Genomic DNA, 15,295 nt, shown 5'->3' with positions numbered 1-15,295 from the left:
AAAAGTAGTGAAGGGTTTCTTTGTCTGCCAGAGCTGAGCTGGTACATTAGCGCTTTTGTTCATACGAGAATTTATGAGAAAACTACTATTCTCATGACTATTGTAAAAGATAAATATGTACTATTTTACATAGAATTTAGAATATTCACATTAAATAACAAAGTATTTATTATTTTTCTGTTAAAATTATTATGTTAAACAATATTTTGGGATTGTTTGATAATTACCATTAATTTTGTTAATAGGATTGAGAATTTATCTTTATTAAACATGAATAGGAGGGATTACTCTAAGTATTTATATGCATTAATAGCTTCAGCGGTAGTAGTAGCACCAATTACATCTGAAGCTGTAGTTTAAAGGATGTACAGTAATTGAATAATAACTTCCATGTAAAACAAGTTAAGGAACAGATTTATTTTAGATTAAAATCATAAGGAGCTAAGCGAATGAAGAAATATGAATGTAAGATCGTTACCAAAATAGCGTTATCATTTTTACTTGTAATTTCGATGATTTCACCTTACTTCACAGTTGTAAGGGCTGAAACAGAAACTATTGGAGTGGGGGAAGCGGTCAATCAATTTGATCCAACCATAGTTAAGAGTAATGTTACTGTAGAAGGATATATAGTAGGGTTTGCCAAAAGTGAAACTTCTTATTCTGTGATAGCAGATAGTGACACAAATATTGCCATTGCCGATACACCGGGTGAAACAGATGTCACGAAAATGCTGTATATTCAATTACCAAGCTCCTATAGAGCCAATTTCGGATTATTTACTAATCCAAGTAATCTTGGGAAAAAAGTTAAAATAACAGGTTCACTAGAAAAATACTTTAGTAACCATGCAGGGCTAAAATCACCAACTTCAATGGAGTTTGTTAGGGACGATACAACTGAACCAAATCCTCCCGAGACTGAAGTAACCATTGCCGAAGCTCGTGCAGCTGTTGGAACTGACCGCACAGTTCAAATTCAAGGGACGGTTACGACAACACCTGGTAGCTGGGGAGGCAAGGCCTTCTATGTACAGGATGAGACAGCAGGGGTATATGTCTTCTCTAGTTCTGCAGAAGCAGGGAGCTTAGCTGTCGGAGATATTGTCAAAATCACAGGGAAAACTAGTTTATATAGTGGAGAAGTTCAATTTAATTCTCCGACAATTGAACGACTTTCTACAGGGACAGCACCTGCACCACAAACAGTGACTCTTCCGATTGATGACAGTTTACAAGGTGAATTAATTACACTTGAAAATGTGAAGATTAAAGATTTAGCGCCATCTGGTACGTATGGTACATTTGAATTTAAAGCAGTCGATGCAGCAAATAACGAGCTGTTAATTCGCCATGATAATCGTACAGGCTATCAGTTCTCTCAGTTTGAAGCAGATGGATTCAATAACAATGATGTCATCACAGTGACAGGGATTGCGTCAATTTTTAATGGGACATATCAATTAAAGACGTTAAGCGCGGAAAGCTTCCAATTAGTATCAAACTATGAGCCAACTAAAGTAGGGAATATTAAGGCTTTACCAGCAGCAGGCGAAGTTTACGCAGGAACAAAAGTAACATTATCTACAGATACACCAAATGCAACAATCTATTACACAATCGATGGTTCTGAACCGTCAATAGCTAGTGAGGTGTATGATGCAGCAGCGGGTATTGTTGTAAATAAAGCCATGACAATTAAAGCATTTGCTACTGCAACTGGTTTAGACGATAGTGAAGTTGCGTCCTTTAACTTTACAGTGAAAGAAGAGCCGACCGTTATTTCCATTACGGAAGCACGAAATAAAGAAATCGGACAAACTGTCATCGTATCAGGTATTGTGACAGCGAAATTAGAAACGGCTACAGCGCACATACAAGATGATGGTGCGGCGATAGCCATTTATCCTGTGGATAGTCTTGCCGCAAATGTCGGTGATCGGGTGACGGTGCAAGGTCAAGTAGCTGAATATAGTGGTCTAAAGCAATTAACGAATATTTCACTTGTTGGCATGCCTGTTCCATCGACAATACCAGAGCCACACATTATTAAAAGTAATGAGGTTGCAGAAGACAATGAATCGAGACTCGTTACAATTAAAAATGTTGCCATTACTGGTTCGGGTCAAAACTTTACAGGAACTGACGAAGTAGGAACTTTTGCTATTTACGATAAAACACGAGACTCAGGTTTAGTGAGTGGAAAAACGTATGGGGAAATTACAGGGATTGTGGGTCAATATACAAACCATCAACTGCTCCCACTTCGCATTATTGAGGATGTAACAAAGGTGCAGGATATCAAAGCTTCTCACGTTGGAGGCGTAACAGCTGGCACGAAAGTCTCGCTTTCTACAATGACAGAAGGTGCAACGATTTATTACACAGTGGATGGCTCTACACCAACAACAGCAAGTACAAAGTATACAGAGGAAATCCTTGTTAATAAACCAATGACGATTAAAGCGATTGCGGTAAAAGAAGGTTTAACAAACAGTGCGATTGCTACATTTGTTTATGAAATTATTGATACTAAAAATGCCAAGATTAGCGATATTCAAGGGGCTAGCCATAAATCACCATATGTCGATTTAACAGTAAGTGATGTAGAAGGAATTGTAACATTCGTTATAAATTCAGCAAGCTTTATTATGCAAGAAAACGAGTCGTCGTTTGATGGCGTAAAATCAACTGCTATCAAAGTAAATAAGACAGGACATAATGTAGCTGTAGGGGACCTTATTAAAGTATCAGGAAATGTAATAGAGGCGGGTGGCAACTCTCGATTGACAGATACACAAATTTCAGCAGCCAATATTACAAAAACAGGTACAGCAGGAATTCCAGAAGCCCTTGTGATAGGGAAGGATCTGTTCCCGCCAAATAAAATTATCGATAATGATGGCTTTGCGATTTTTGACCCACAAGAAGATGGCATCGATTTTTGGGAATCCATCGAGTATATGCTGGTATCATTCCCAGATGCGCGAGTCATTGGACCGATTTATAATAATGATTCTCCAATTGTTGTACCGAGCACAACAAATAATACATTCAATGTGAATGGTGGTTTAAATATAGCGGCCGATGATTATAACCCAGAAAAAATTATGCTTGAAGGGGTAGCTGGGAAAAATTATGATTCAGGTGATCGTTTTAATGAAGCCCTTATCGGATTTGTAGAAAATTTTACAGATGGCTATCGACTGAACACAAATAAAGTCTTCCCAGAGGTGACAAAAGCGAATCTTCAGCAAGAAGTGACGCATCTTGAACCAGTAGCGGACAAGTTAAATGTCGCTTCCTATAATATCGAAAACTTTTCAAATAATCCTGCCAATACATCAAACGAAAAAGTAGCCAGAATTGCAGCGACATTTGTGAATAATATGAAATCACCAGATATTATTACATTGGTCGAAGTTCAAGATAATGATGGGCAAACTGATTCAGGAAATGCGGATGCATCGGAAAGCTATCTGCGATTAATTCATGCAATTAAAGCTGCGGGTGGGCCTGCTTATGATTGGATTGATGTCATGCCAATTAACAATACAGTAGGTGGTGCACCTGGTGGTAATATTCGTGTAGGCTACCTATATAACCCGGAGCGCGTTTCATTAGTGTCAGGTATAAAGGGGATGGGTGATCAAAAAAATACATGGACAGCAGCTGGAAACCTTACTTTAAATCCTGGCTTTGTTGATCCATCAAAATTTGTAGATACACGAAAACCAATTGCAGCGGAATTTGAATTCCAGAATGAACGTGTAGTGATTATCGGAGCTCACCTAAATTCTAAAGGTGGGGATGGTTCACTTTGGGGACCAACTCAGCCACCAGTGCTAGAATCAGTTAAGAAACGTATTCAACTTGCTCAAGCCATCAATGATTTTATCGATGAAGGACTTGCCATTAATCCAGATTTAAATATCATTGTAGCAGGGGACATGAATGACTTTGAATTCACACCAGCGCTTGAAACGTTAAAGGGTGATATTTTAACGAATATGGTAGATAAAGCCCCAGAGCAAGATCGTTTTACGTACTTTTTCCAAGGAAACAATCAAGTGTTGGATCATATTTTAGTTTCGAATCATCTTGCTGACGTTACAGAAATTGACTTGATTCATATAAATGCGAACTTTTCAGAAGCACAAGGTCGTGCATCAGATCATGACCCAGTATTAGTTCAAATTGATTTGAAGGCAGGGAATGTGGAAATCCCAACACCAATCATACCTGAAAATGTATACAACTTTGATAACTACAAAACAGGTAAATTAATAATGAATCGTCCAAGTATTTCGCTAACGTTAGGGAAAAATACGAATATTAAAAATGGAATTGCAGTATTTAGTGAATATGCAGAATTCCATGGTGAAGGATTTGCAGACAAAACAGTAACGATTAGTCCCAAAAAGGGAAATGCAATTATTGACTTCAAAGGTACGAAAATTGGTGAAATTATTATCGAAGGAAAAAATGTGAAAGAAATTCGAAATTTACCTGATGGAGCGACCATTACGTATACTAAAGGGGCTTCGGCAGAGGAAATTGAGTTTAAGTAGTATCTAAAAAACAATCCAGCACTAGTCTATATTGGATTTGGTGCTGGGTTTACCTATAACATTGAAAATAATCATATAAAAATAACCAAGTGTTCATATGAGTACTTGGTTATTTTTTACTTTTTATAAAGCCCATATTAGGAAATAAAAAATTTTAAACCGATAATTAAAATAACGAACCCTGAAATCTTTAATGTCTCTCCATTTTCAGTTATAGAAGTTTAGATGGTAATGAATAGCATATTAGAAAAATCGTTATTTATTTTAACGATCAAGAAAAGCATCCCTCTATGTTTCACCGTTCCAATTTTCTTAGAGAAAAAACCCAACCAAATCAATTCTTTGGTACAGATGAAAGGATGAATGACTATGGCAAACAAAAAAGCATTGCAACGAAGCAATGCTAAGTACGTGGAGTTTTTGACAACTTTACTACATTAAAAACAAAGCCTATAAATCCACAAATAAAGAAAATATACGCTACTAGTATGGACATAGCTTCTAAATTGTTAGTAAAGATTCTATACCCTCCTAAAGTAAATAAAGCCAAACCACCAACCGAATTAAGTAATATTTTATTTTTGTCAGTCAAAAAACACACCTCCAAATAATGGTATGTATATAGGTTAACATAAATCAAATATTTAGTTAACCTATTTGTGAGTGTCATAAAACAAAGAAACTTTACTGAACATTACTTTAAATAGAATGATAATCCTATTACTCACAAAATATGAATTATCGACTGTAAAAATACATTTTAGTTCTAATTCAAGGTGGTACAGGAGGAATAGAGTAGGAGTGAGATAGATTTTCGGATATGCACGGGGATTAACTGGACAATTTGAAGTTCATGTCAAAAAGAAAATGTGCTGTAAGGGGGAGAGAAGCTGGAGGTAAATGAATGAATATGGAAAGCCCTATAACAGTGTACAGGGCTTTTATAATCTTAACATTAAAGTCTAAAGAATCGGTGTTAGTTCTGAGTTCACAAACCGTTGGGCAGCAATAATTACACCTGAAGCTGTTCGTCCATAAACGCTATATATTCCACCATTTTGATTTGGAACAATTTCAACTTCATATTGAGCTCCAACTACACCAGGCGTTACAAAAGTAGAACCATTAGCAATAGCGGCAAAAGGAGTTGTTGATAATAATTGTCTTGACCCATCTAGTCTAAAAACTCTTACTACGCCAGTTAATAAACCTCCCGTAAGGTTGAGAATTTTGACACGAACACTAGCTGCATTAGCTGGTTGATTTCCTGTATTTTCAATTGGGCCAGTAGTTAAAGGCATTTATTTCACCTCCAAATAAACAGAATTTGTATAATCTGCAGATTATATTTTCATTGTATGTAGCATTCTGTATACTCTCTAGTCTTATTAATCATTTCTATAAATTAAAGAAAAGTGTGGGTTGGATTAGTAAGTAATGTGAAATATGTAATAGAAGGTTAACCTATTTTTCATGACATAGAACCTTAGTAGAACACCTAATAGTGGAGCTATCTTAGGAAGCTGAACAATATGAGGAAAATAACTAGTGCCACAGGGCTGGTATGACTCTAAAAGCTTGCGATACACTCAATCATTAGATAAACGATTGAGTTTACATTGTGGTTAGTAACATTGGGTCGATACTTAGATTTAAGGAAAAGTAAGCCTTCATTCAATATGAGTGGGATAACATAATCCTAATATGGAGATGGGGTGCATTCTTTTCATCTTTTAATTTGTATAACTTAAAAGTTATACTTTGTAAATAAAAATACCATTAATATATATATTATCAAATTATTTGTAATTTTTAGATTTTACTGGTATAATTGGTTAAATTTATGGAAAAGGGGTGTTTAATTTGAATCGATTAATAAAGGCTTTTGGAACTCTACTCATCTTTATCCTAGTTTTTTCGGGTCTACAAAATGAAGCAAGTGCATCACCAGCTCTATGTGGAATAATGAGCATAGAGGTGGATTCAGAAGTAAATCCTGAAGTAAATCCAGAGATAGATTCTGAGATAGATTTTATGGCAGAGTCTGCAATTATCAATAATCCAGAACCACACAACTTGCTTGAAACATTAAGTGTTGAAATCACACCTTATTGTAGTGGAACACAAATGTGGGAAGCAATTCGCGGATTAGCAACATTGACAAATACGACAAACAAAATTAATAATTACGTAACTTCGGGTGGGACAGCTAGAGCAATTGAGCATTTTAATAGAATGCCAGGAACAACAGTAATTCAAAGTCCTACAACGAAAACAAAAACGAGTGATGGTAAGACTGTTGCTATGTATACATCAACATCAACAAAACAAACTACACTTAGTTATCCTAATGGTACTTTCACAGATAAAATAAGGTATGAATAATACAGAGAATAAATTTTTTTCTGAAATCGTATACTTTTGAGGGAAGCAGAGAGGTGATTATATGTGTAGCCGAAGACTTCATATTTGGCAACCAATAACCAGTTTAGTAAGGGCTCAAATAGTAAATGCTAAATTCAATTACACTGATTTGGGTTTATGTCTAACATTAATTGATATAAAAGGTTCTGAGGTTGATATCATTTATGATAGAATGTCTCAAATTCAAGATTATGTTTGGTCTTTTAGATATGCTGGAGAAATCCCTCGATCTGATCTAGTGCCACTCGTCGATGATGCAATTGAACGAGAGTCATCTTTCGATGAATCTGCTGAATGGTTTTACAAAATGAGCAATTCAGATTATATTGAATGGTTTGATCAATTACCTTGGTTGGGCAGTAAAGAAATTCCTAACGTTGAGCATCATATTTATTGTTACAATGATGGTATTTTTGAAGTAATTAGTGATTATGAACCTCGTTTTGTTATTAGAACTAAATCATAAAATAATGCTTTTAGTTTTGCAAATGTACAATTGCACGTGAAGATAGAAAAAGAAAAGATTCTGAAATGAGAAACGATTGAACTTAAAATGTTCAGTCGTTTTTATTTTGTACATAAACGACAAAGGGAAGGTGTTTCTAAATGAAAGAGACAAAAAGAAATCAAACACACGCGGTCAATGTAATTGCATTTTATTCGAAGGCAATAATTTTTAGGACAATCTAAAACATGCGGATATAAATATGTTCTTATTCATATAGCTCTCTATATTTGGGATATTTATTAAAGAGTATAGTGGATTTTAATTAAATTTTGTTCTTTTCTTTTTTGTCTTTAAACTTATCCTTTAAAACAAATAATTCAATCAAATTCGTTCATAATAATGAAAAGGACGTGGTGACTATTCTAAATGAGAAGAAGATATCAAAGTTGAAAAATATGTTAATTGAGCAAAAACACTCGCTTCAACGAAGAATGGATACAGATGATGAATATTTAGAACGAGGCAGTTTACGGGATTCTGTTGATGAATTATCAACAATCGATAATCATCCAGCAGATCTAGGTACCGAATTATATGAACGTGAAAAAGATATGGCGTTAAAAGTCCATGACAATGATGAGTTAGCAAAAGTAAATACCGCCTTACAAAAGATTGAGGATGGTACCTATGGTGTATGTGATGTTTGTCAACAAGATATCCCATATGATCGCTTGGTGGCACTGCCTTATACCTCTTTTTGTATTGAACATACTGCAAAAGACGTTCCAACAGATCGACCGGTTGAAGAGCAAGTGATGCTTCCTCCAGTTGACAATTCTTTTGCTGGCCGAGATGACAAGGATGATATTCATGATTATGAAGATGTGTTTCAGGTTGTAGCGAAATATGGAACTTCCGAAACACCTTCCGATTTTGAAGGGGATTTTGAAGATTATGATGAATTATATGAAGACCCAGAAGAAATTGCCGTTAATGACGAATGGGATTCATACCATATCTCCGAAACAGATGAGCTAACACGTCAAGTTTCCATTCAGGAAGTAGAACACGCGAGAAAATTTGATTATTTAGAGGATTAAATGTGGGATTCAAAATTAATCAAACGAAAATCGATATATTGCTTTAACCTTATAAACAATATTCCACAAATGGGCGCAAATATTATAAAGGAATGCTTTAATAAACATACATGGCCAGCCCATCTATTTTAAGAGAAAGGGTATTACCCCAGTTTACAGATCATTTCCATGTTAAAAAGATCACTTAATATAGTGGTCTTTTTAATGTTATGGTATTTTATGTAAGGAGGAATTACAATTTTGGTTATTTCATGTCATTAGATAAATAAAAAAAGCCGTAGCGTCATCACACATTACAGCTTATATTTTTATATTTATTTTTATTAAAAATTTGTAATACCAGTATAAAAATAGATAAGGGAACAAGTACGAGAAAAACGTAAGGTAGACATTCCAACCGTTTTTGTAAATTACTCGTCCGAAATATAAGAAAATCATTTCTAAAAAAGTAGTGAACAATGACATTAAAAAGATAACCAAATAAGCTCTGTTTAATTTTTTTATGAAGTAGATTAAGTAACATCCCAAGACTGGATATATCCCTAAATCAAAAGGTAATGTAGCTAAATGTTTCTGATTAGGGAAAGGTAGTACTTCCCAAAAATCAAAATAAAAACCTATGGTATTTATTATATAAGCAGAAACACTAAAATATGGAGCAAATAAAAAGAGTAACATTTTATCTCTCTTATAGAGGTGCAGTATACCTATAATCCAAGGAATTAGAAAGGCCAAAAGTAGATGTAGGATCATTTTTTTCTTCCCTTTGATTTTTATTATAAATATGTACTTTATCGCTTTTTATTAAACTGTGTAAGTTTACTGAACAATAATGCATGCACTAGTCTAGTTTTAGGGCTAACTTACAGGGGGAGCTTTTACCAAAGCGTACAAGAAGGTTAAGCCACCAAGCGTTACATTGCCTTTTAGGGGTTACGAAGAGTGAAGAAAAAATTTAGTGGTGAGGTGTAGTAAGACCGGATATACACGATCATCTGTTGCTTCTTTCAAGGCTGTTCTTGCGATTATAAGTGAAAATAGTGTATTATAGCTTTCATGTTGTAAACAAAAAGGACGGATGTAATGAAATATAATAAGACAATTATGCTAAAGCTTATCAATGAACATCGAACATTGCATGATGAATTAAAAAAGCTAAAATCTGAAATGGGTTTAGAAAAAAATTTCGCAGTAAAGGCATTGTATCATTCATTCGTTGCAGAAGATGGTCCTTATATGAAAGAATATCAGGATTTAGAGCGATTACAATAAATCGTAGTGCCACTAACAAATGTATACTAAGCTTGTGATTGAGCCATTCATTTTGAGTGGCTTTTTTTGTCTTTTTTCTCGCAAACTTACGGATAACTAAATTGGGCAAGGAGTCAGAAGCTTAGCGTTATTTTTTATTGTCTAAATCGAATATGGTTTTATGAAGTGCAAGTAAACGGCAGGCGGTATAATGTTGAGTTTAGATGGTTTTAATGCATAATAGAAACTGAGGGAGATGATTCTAAGTTGATAGTAAAAAATGTCAACACCGAAGTTTCAGGAGATATAATCGTTACTCACCTGATAGGTCAAATAAAAATGGAAGACGTTAATGATTGGTTTAATGATTTTGAAAAGATATGTCAGCAGTTTATTTCTGAAGGTAGAGAATACAAATTGTTGGTAGATAGGAAAGGATACATCCCAGATCATTTTTCTATTCAAAAAGAATGGAAAGATAAGTTCTTTAATAAAACAATGCTAAAACACAGCAAAGCAATTGCGTTTCTTCTTGAAGAGGGAGAGATAATGAACCATTTAAAGCAATCCAACACAAAACAGTCTGTTGAATTTTTCGATAATTACGAACAGGCATTCAAATGGTTGGTTGAGTATTCAAAATAAGCGTCTTTTTATAAAGGTTTATAGAGATATGACGTGGTTGGAACCTAAACTGTACTGCAACTTCAAGCTTCAGGTTCTTTAAGAATTGTATCGTTTAAAGGTTTTGATTTTGATAAAGTTTCTAAAGCAATAAACCAAAAACCAGGCACTCTAATGAGCACCTGGTTTTAATCATTTGCAACAAATTTTTACCTTGTTAGAAAAAAGAGTAAAACGTTGATATATAAGAGAAGGGAGGGGTCACAGTAAAAGCGAACCTCAAAAAGTACCCCAATTTGATGAAATATTGTATTAACTTTTATTTCATCCATTTGCAAACGGATTCATTAAATCAATGGATTTAATGAATCTTTCTCAAATGAATTGTACATATACATTTAATGCCGATGGTGACTGAAAAAACTGTTCAATAATAAGTAAAAGAAAAAGCCGCAGCGTCATCACACGCTACAGCTCGAATTAATTTATGCCTCTGATGGCTTAGTCATTAGCATTATACCCCAACTTAGGAGGGCAAACCTATATTAAAAGAAAGAACACTAACGATGCTTCAATGATTACAGACTACCACTGGATGGTTAACGCCATCAAAGAAATACGATCAGAAATGGTTATAGGGGCAAAAACGGCACAGTATGGGATTAAAGCTACATTACCAAAGGCAGCAGGCGGTGTAGGAGATCCAAATATGCAGGAAGCTATTAGACGATCTAAGAACATAAAGCGTGTTGCAGAATATGAGAAAAAGCTATTAGAGGTTCAGAAGCTTCTAGATAAGGTTACTGGAGACAGAGAACTATATGTACTGAACTGGATGTTAGACGGGTACTCAATGCCTTGGATTGGGAAAGTGGGGGCGTTTTTACGGCAATAAGCGCACTGGCTATATAGGGCAGAATTTGGTGTGGTTTTGAGAGTGGAAATTGTAGTATATGGTTCCAAATTATTCTCTTCCTGATTTAGGTTTGACATACAAACAAGCTTTTAACAAAGCATACAAACAGATTAAGCCCCCTAGCGTTGTGATACCATTCGTGAGTAACGAAGGTTGGAGAAAACAGTTTAATGGTGAAGTTTGAGTTATTTAGATAACCTTCGTGTTTTATTATAGGTGATTTCATCGTTGGATAATTATGTTAAAATTGATAGGTGGTTTTAAAGGCTACTAAAATTATTGGTGAGGAGGTATAAATGGTGAATATTTATTGGTTAGGTGGAGGGCTTCTTCCACTTGATTGGGAGTTTTGTTTTTTAACAGTTAATGAATACAAGGAGAAATTAATTGAAAAAAGAGAGAAGAACCCTGACTATTTTGATTTGCAAACAGGTGGAGTAGATAAATTATTTGCTCTTATAGATAAACGTGTCACGTTTGCTCTTAATAACTTTAATGGGACATTAGAAAAATATAATGAATTAAGGTGCCCTCCATTGATTACTCCAATCCCTAGAGGGGATGATAGTAATGGGGCAGATTTTATCATAATTTTAAAGCGAGATGAAGATGGAGATACAGTAGTTTACTCTCCATATCCTATTTCGTATTTAGAGGATTAAAAGGGCCCATATTTCTAGAATCAAACTCCATTTGATAAAGAAATGCACTGAAACTAATAGAGCAGTTTAGTTAAGCAACGGTAGTGAGTTTTTTTAGCACATAATTTAAAAAATAAAGGAGGGATAATGTTGCAAATTAATTTGAACAAATCTCTTGCTTGGAAAATAGGGGAGATGATTGATTCTGGCTTAATATCATATAAGCATTATTCCTTATTTTGTGATGATATTATAGATAAATCTGAAAGTCCTCCTTACTGGATTATAGAACTTTCATTAACAAAATTTCAAAACAATGCAGTAAGAATTGTAAATGAATTTGCATATTCTGAACCTTTTGAAAAATTTCCTGAATTAAATGATTTCTATTTGGCTTGTTTATTTTTGAAATATAGGCACCGTCAAATATCTTGGGCAAGTTTTCTTATTAATGCTGGAGTGTATAGTGACGGTTATCATTGTTCAATCCATTGTGAATTTTTTTATGACCAGCTTAATGCTTATGAAAATTCTAAATACAGTAAAAATATCGAAGAAATTCAGGTAATAGACGTTGAAAATCTTCTTAAGGTAAATATCAGTGAAGCACAAGTCACTTATAAGATATTTGAATATTACTTTAACAAATATGTATCTAGTTTCTAATGAATACTAAAAATAGAGGTACTTTAGTGTAGCTTTGGTTTCAACTTCTACGGATATTAGAGCATATTTTGGAAATTGTTTTTTCAAGCATGTTTTTTAGACTTGTTCTCATAATTATAAAATCTACACAAGTCATTCATTTTGAATGGCTTTTTATTTTTGTCTTTATTCTCGCAGACGTTATAAAGAACGAGAACAAATACACTTTCGAACAGTTTAAGGATTCTTACGAATAACTAAATTGGGCAAGGAGGAAATTATGAATCAAAATCTATTCACTCTTAAAACGTTAATACCTATAGATATTCAAATGCTTGCTGGAGAAGGAGATCCTAATCCGGAGTCAACGCCTGAACCTACACCGGAGTCAGCATCAGGCGGAGATGGTCAAGGGGCTGCATTGACACTTGAATCAGTTCAATCATTTCTAAATGACAATGATGAGGGTAAGAAATGGCTACAGTCAATTGCTGATACTAGAGTAACTGATGCTATTAAAACCTATGAAACTAAAACCCTTCCAAAGAAATTAGAAGATGAGATTGCTAAACGCTATCCACCTGAATCTGAGAATCAAAACAGTTACGCAATTTAAAAGCACAATTTGAGCAGTCTCAAAAAGAAGCCGCACGAGAAAAGCTAGTTCATCAAGCTTTATCTATTTTGATAAAGGACATCGAGACGATTTGAACTATAATTTCGGGCTGTTAGAAGCCTTGATCGGTGAAGCCAATGGTTTGACCGATAACTTGAGAGAGGAAATGCTCGGAAAGATCAACAACCTACAGCAACAAATCGATATACTAACAGGTGAGAACATTGGTGAATTATTAGAGCGCCTTAATGATTCTATACAGCAAGCTTTAACAGCGGCACAAGAGGCTAGGACAGCTAAAACAGCAACGGAAGAAGCGACGGCATTAGCTACAACAGCCGCAGAATTAGCGAATGCTAGTGCTTTGCTTGCTGATGAAAAGGCTAACTATGCTAATGAAAAAGCAGTGTAAGCGCAAGAGGCAGCAGATAATGCCAATCAAGAGGCTTCAAACTTGTCGCAGTTAAAGATTGATGTTGTAAAAGCTACACAAGATGCAAATGTAGCTACAGGTAATACAAATCAAGCAGCACAGACAGCCACTAATACAATTAATATAGTTTTACTAAATGTAACAGAGTTAGTAAATTAAAAGAGTGGAACAGCGAAACACAGTACAAATAGAACAACTTTGTTACTTTAGAAGGTAACGGTTATATGGCTTTACGTGACAATAAAGGAGTTAGACCCCCTTCATTACCTGTGCTTTCAAATGCTGATTGGGCAATGTTTGTTCAAAAGTGCGAGAAAGGTGAACATGGCCCTCCTGGACAGGACGCTCTAAACAGATTGAAACTAAGGAAGAACGCGATATGATGTAGTTGGAGCTGAGATTAAAATACAAGGTTCAATATTTAGAAAAAACAGCATCAGGTTCTTTAAGAATAGTATTGTTAAAGGTTTTGATTTCGATAAAGTTCCAGAAGCAATAAATTAATAGCCAGGCGCTCAAATGAGTACAAGGTGTTTTTGTAGGTGCTGTATTGTCACTGCTCGTGCATATTTATTCAATTTTTCATAAAGTGGTACCCCATTTAAAAGTGTTTATATGAATTTATATGGAATAAAAATTTATATTAGAAAAATCCATATTTATTTTAAATACCAAGAAAAGCAACGCTCTATTTTTCACCGTTCCAATTTCCTCAGAGCAAAAACCCCACCAAATCAATACTTTTACGCTATAATGTAGGACGAGGTGAAGAAAATGTTTGTGAGTGAGAAACAGATTGAAATACGGTATGCAGAGACCGACCAAATGGGCGTGGTGTACCATGCGAACTACATCATTTGGATGGAAATTGGGCGTACCCAGCTTGTAAGTGATGCGGGCTTTGAATATGCTGCGTTAGAAAAAGATGGCTATGTATCGCCGGTGATGGATTTATCGATTTCGTATAAAGCAGCCATGCATTATGGACAAGTGGCGACGGTGCGCACTTGGGTAGAAAAGCATGATCGTTTACGAACTACGTATGGCTATGAAATTTTACATGAGGATGGCACGGTAGCAGCCACAGCTCAATCCGTACATATTCTTGCGCATAAGGATACATTGCGACCGGTATCTTTAAGTAAGATTGACCCTGCTTGGGATGCTAAATATAAAGAAATTGCTGTTGAGGCAAAATAGGAGAACAATAGATGGAAATGTTTTTAGCTTTAGGCGCTATTTTGGCAGCTCTTGGTGTTGTTTTAGGTGCTTTTGGGGCACATGCACTCAAGGATAAGTTTGCCTCACCGCATTATGCAGCCATTTGGGAAACGGCTGTGCAATATCAGATGTATCATGCTTTAGGGATTCTAGCCCTTGGCATTCTATCCAATGAGGCATTTTTAGGAAGCTCTAGTCTGCTTTCTTGGGCAGTATACTTGATGTTTGCAGGGATTGTATTTTTCTCTGGTAGTTTATATGTGCTTGCCGTGACAGGTGTGAAAAAGCTAGGTGCGATTACGCCAATTGGTGGCATGTTATTTATTGTTGCGTGGGTGCTTGTAATAATAGCTGCCTTTGCCTAATACAAAATGTAACGAGAACGTTCTGGTGATTTATATCATC

At 35.1% G+C, this 15,295-nt stretch carries 17 protein-coding genes; 14 read left to right on the top strand and 3 right to left on the bottom strand.

What is annotated here, in order from left to right; genetic code table 11:
- Positions 1 to 449: 449 nt before the first annotated feature.
- On the top strand, positions 450 to 4,571 hold the full coding sequence (locus MKZ14_RS12500; RefSeq protein WP_339279980.1) for a chitobiase/beta-hexosaminidase C-terminal domain-containing protein: 4,122 nt from the start codon (positions 450 to 452) through the stop codon (positions 4,569 to 4,571).
- Between the two features lie 403 nt (positions 4,572 to 4,974).
- Here MKZ14_RS12500 and MKZ14_RS12495 read toward each other — a convergent pair whose 3' ends face one another.
- Positions 4,975 to 5,172, bottom strand: coding sequence for a hypothetical protein (locus tag MKZ14_RS12495; protein WP_238542940.1), 198 nt, complete (start codon positions 5,170 to 5,172; stop codon positions 4,975 to 4,977).
- A gap of 361 nt (positions 5,173 to 5,533) precedes the next feature.
- Positions 5,534 to 5,872 carry a hypothetical protein gene (locus MKZ14_RS12490; protein ID WP_016994200.1) on the bottom strand — a complete coding sequence of 113 codons (339 nt, stop codon included), beginning with the start codon at positions 5,870 to 5,872 and terminating at the stop codon, positions 5,534 to 5,536.
- A 562-nt stretch (positions 5,873 to 6,434) separates the two neighbouring features.
- On the opposite strand from MKZ14_RS12490, the gene MKZ14_RS12485 reads away from it, so the two are divergent.
- From MKZ14_RS12485 to MKZ14_RS12475, 3 genes are all read left to right on the top strand, one after another.
- Complete coding sequence (locus MKZ14_RS12485; RefSeq protein ID WP_339279979.1) at positions 6,435 to 6,956, top strand: hypothetical protein; 522 nt, start codon at positions 6,435 to 6,437, stop codon at positions 6,954 to 6,956.
- 61 nt (positions 6,957 to 7,017) lie between these two features.
- Positions 7,018 to 7,461: a hypothetical protein gene (locus MKZ14_RS12480; protein WP_016994198.1), complete on the top strand. Its 444-nt coding sequence runs from the start codon at positions 7,018 to 7,020 to the stop codon at positions 7,459 to 7,461.
- A gap of 401 nt (positions 7,462 to 7,862) precedes the next feature.
- Positions 7,863 to 8,543 (top strand): TraR/DksA C4-type zinc finger protein, encoded by a 681-nt coding sequence (locus MKZ14_RS12475; RefSeq protein ID WP_312125900.1) that lies wholly within the window; start codon positions 7,863 to 7,865, stop codon positions 8,541 to 8,543.
- A 300-nt stretch (positions 8,544 to 8,843) separates the two neighbouring features.
- Here the strand turns inward: MKZ14_RS12475 and MKZ14_RS12470 are convergent, their stop codons facing one another.
- Positions 8,844 to 9,221, bottom strand: coding sequence for a CBO0543 family protein (locus MKZ14_RS12470; RefSeq protein WP_309484742.1), 378 nt, complete (start codon positions 9,219 to 9,221; stop codon positions 8,844 to 8,846).
- Positions 9,222 to 9,626: 405 nt separating this feature from the next.
- Between MKZ14_RS12470 and MKZ14_RS12465 the strand changes: the two genes are divergently transcribed.
- The 10 genes from MKZ14_RS12465 to MKZ14_RS12420 all read left to right on the top strand — a co-directional run bounded on the left by MKZ14_RS12465 (position 9,627) and on the right by MKZ14_RS12420 (position 15,255).
- Positions 9,627 to 9,815 (top strand): hypothetical protein, encoded by a 189-nt coding sequence (locus tag MKZ14_RS12465; RefSeq protein WP_004225125.1) that lies wholly within the window; start codon positions 9,627 to 9,629, stop codon positions 9,813 to 9,815.
- A gap of 216 nt (positions 9,816 to 10,031) precedes the next feature.
- Positions 10,032 to 10,439 carry an STAS/SEC14 domain-containing protein gene (locus MKZ14_RS12460; protein WP_333003995.1) on the top strand — a complete coding sequence of 136 codons (408 nt, stop codon included), beginning with the start codon at positions 10,032 to 10,034 and terminating at the stop codon, positions 10,437 to 10,439.
- A 553-nt stretch (positions 10,440 to 10,992) separates the two neighbouring features.
- Complete coding sequence (locus MKZ14_RS12455) at positions 10,993 to 11,313, top strand: hypothetical protein (protein ID WP_016994191.1); 321 nt, start codon at positions 10,993 to 10,995, stop codon at positions 11,311 to 11,313.
- 317 nt (positions 11,314 to 11,630) lie between these two features.
- Complete coding sequence (locus MKZ14_RS12450) at positions 11,631 to 11,996, top strand: hypothetical protein (RefSeq protein ID WP_333006539.1); 366 nt, start codon at positions 11,631 to 11,633, stop codon at positions 11,994 to 11,996.
- A 129-nt stretch (positions 11,997 to 12,125) separates the two neighbouring features.
- Positions 12,126 to 12,641: a hypothetical protein gene (locus MKZ14_RS12445; RefSeq protein ID WP_333006540.1), complete on the top strand. Its 516-nt coding sequence runs from the start codon at positions 12,126 to 12,128 to the stop codon at positions 12,639 to 12,641.
- A gap of 259 nt (positions 12,642 to 12,900) precedes the next feature.
- Positions 12,901 to 13,236: a hypothetical protein gene (locus MKZ14_RS12440; RefSeq protein WP_333006541.1), complete on the top strand. Its 336-nt coding sequence runs from the start codon at positions 12,901 to 12,903 to the stop codon at positions 13,234 to 13,236.
- Between the two features lie 91 nt (positions 13,237 to 13,327).
- On the top strand, positions 13,328 to 13,648 hold the full coding sequence (locus tag MKZ14_RS12435; RefSeq protein ID WP_312125840.1) for a hypothetical protein: 321 nt from the start codon (positions 13,328 to 13,330) through the stop codon (positions 13,646 to 13,648).
- 42 nt (positions 13,649 to 13,690) lie between these two features.
- Positions 13,691 to 13,828: a hypothetical protein gene (locus tag MKZ14_RS12430; RefSeq protein WP_258859181.1), complete on the top strand. Its 138-nt coding sequence runs from the start codon at positions 13,691 to 13,693 to the stop codon at positions 13,826 to 13,828.
- Between the two features lie 615 nt (positions 13,829 to 14,443).
- Positions 14,444 to 14,869: a thioesterase family protein gene (locus MKZ14_RS12425; RefSeq protein ID WP_004225136.1), complete on the top strand. Its 426-nt coding sequence runs from the start codon at positions 14,444 to 14,446 to the stop codon at positions 14,867 to 14,869.
- Positions 14,870 to 14,880: 11 nt separating this feature from the next.
- Positions 14,881 to 15,255 carry a DUF423 domain-containing protein gene (locus MKZ14_RS12420; protein ID WP_036076416.1) on the top strand — a complete coding sequence of 125 codons (375 nt, stop codon included), beginning with the start codon at positions 14,881 to 14,883 and terminating at the stop codon, positions 15,253 to 15,255.
- Positions 15,256 to 15,295 lie beyond the last annotated feature (40 nt).

It is taken from the genome of Lysinibacillus sp. FSL P2-0066, assembly GCF_037969495.1.
GTDB classification, from domain to species: domain Bacteria; phylum Bacillota; class Bacilli; order Bacillales_A; family Planococcaceae; genus Lysinibacillus; species Lysinibacillus boronitolerans.
This window is presented reverse-complemented; position numbering and strand designations above follow the sequence as displayed.

Coding starts and splice junctions, on each gene's coding strand:
- MKZ14_RS12500 (WP_339279980.1), top strand. CDS start 450: ATGAAGAAATATGAATGTAAGATCGTTACCAAAATAGCGTTATCATTT.
- MKZ14_RS12490 (WP_016994200.1), bottom strand. CDS start 5,872: ATGCCTTTAACTACTGGCCCAATTGAAAATACAGGAAATCAACCAGCT.
- MKZ14_RS12480 (WP_016994198.1), top strand. CDS start 7,018: ATGTGTAGCCGAAGACTTCATATTTGGCAACCAATAACCAGTTTAGTA.
- MKZ14_RS12470 (WP_309484742.1), bottom strand. CDS start 9,221: ATGTTACTCTTTTTATTTGCTCCATATTTTAGTGTTTCTGCTTATATA.
- MKZ14_RS12465 (WP_004225125.1), top strand. CDS start 9,627: ATGAAATATAATAAGACAATTATGCTAAAGCTTATCAATGAACATCGA.
- MKZ14_RS12455 (WP_016994191.1), top strand. CDS start 10,993: ATGATTACAGACTACCACTGGATGGTTAACGCCATCAAAGAAATACGA.
- MKZ14_RS12450 (WP_333006539.1), top strand. CDS start 11,631: ATGGTGAATATTTATTGGTTAGGTGGAGGGCTTCTTCCACTTGATTGG.
- MKZ14_RS12440 (WP_333006541.1), top strand. CDS start 12,901: ATGAATCAAAATCTATTCACTCTTAAAACGTTAATACCTATAGATATT.
- MKZ14_RS12425 (WP_004225136.1), top strand. CDS start 14,444: ATGTTTGTGAGTGAGAAACAGATTGAAATACGGTATGCAGAGACCGAC.
- MKZ14_RS12420 (WP_036076416.1), top strand. CDS start 14,881: ATGGAAATGTTTTTAGCTTTAGGCGCTATTTTGGCAGCTCTTGGTGTT.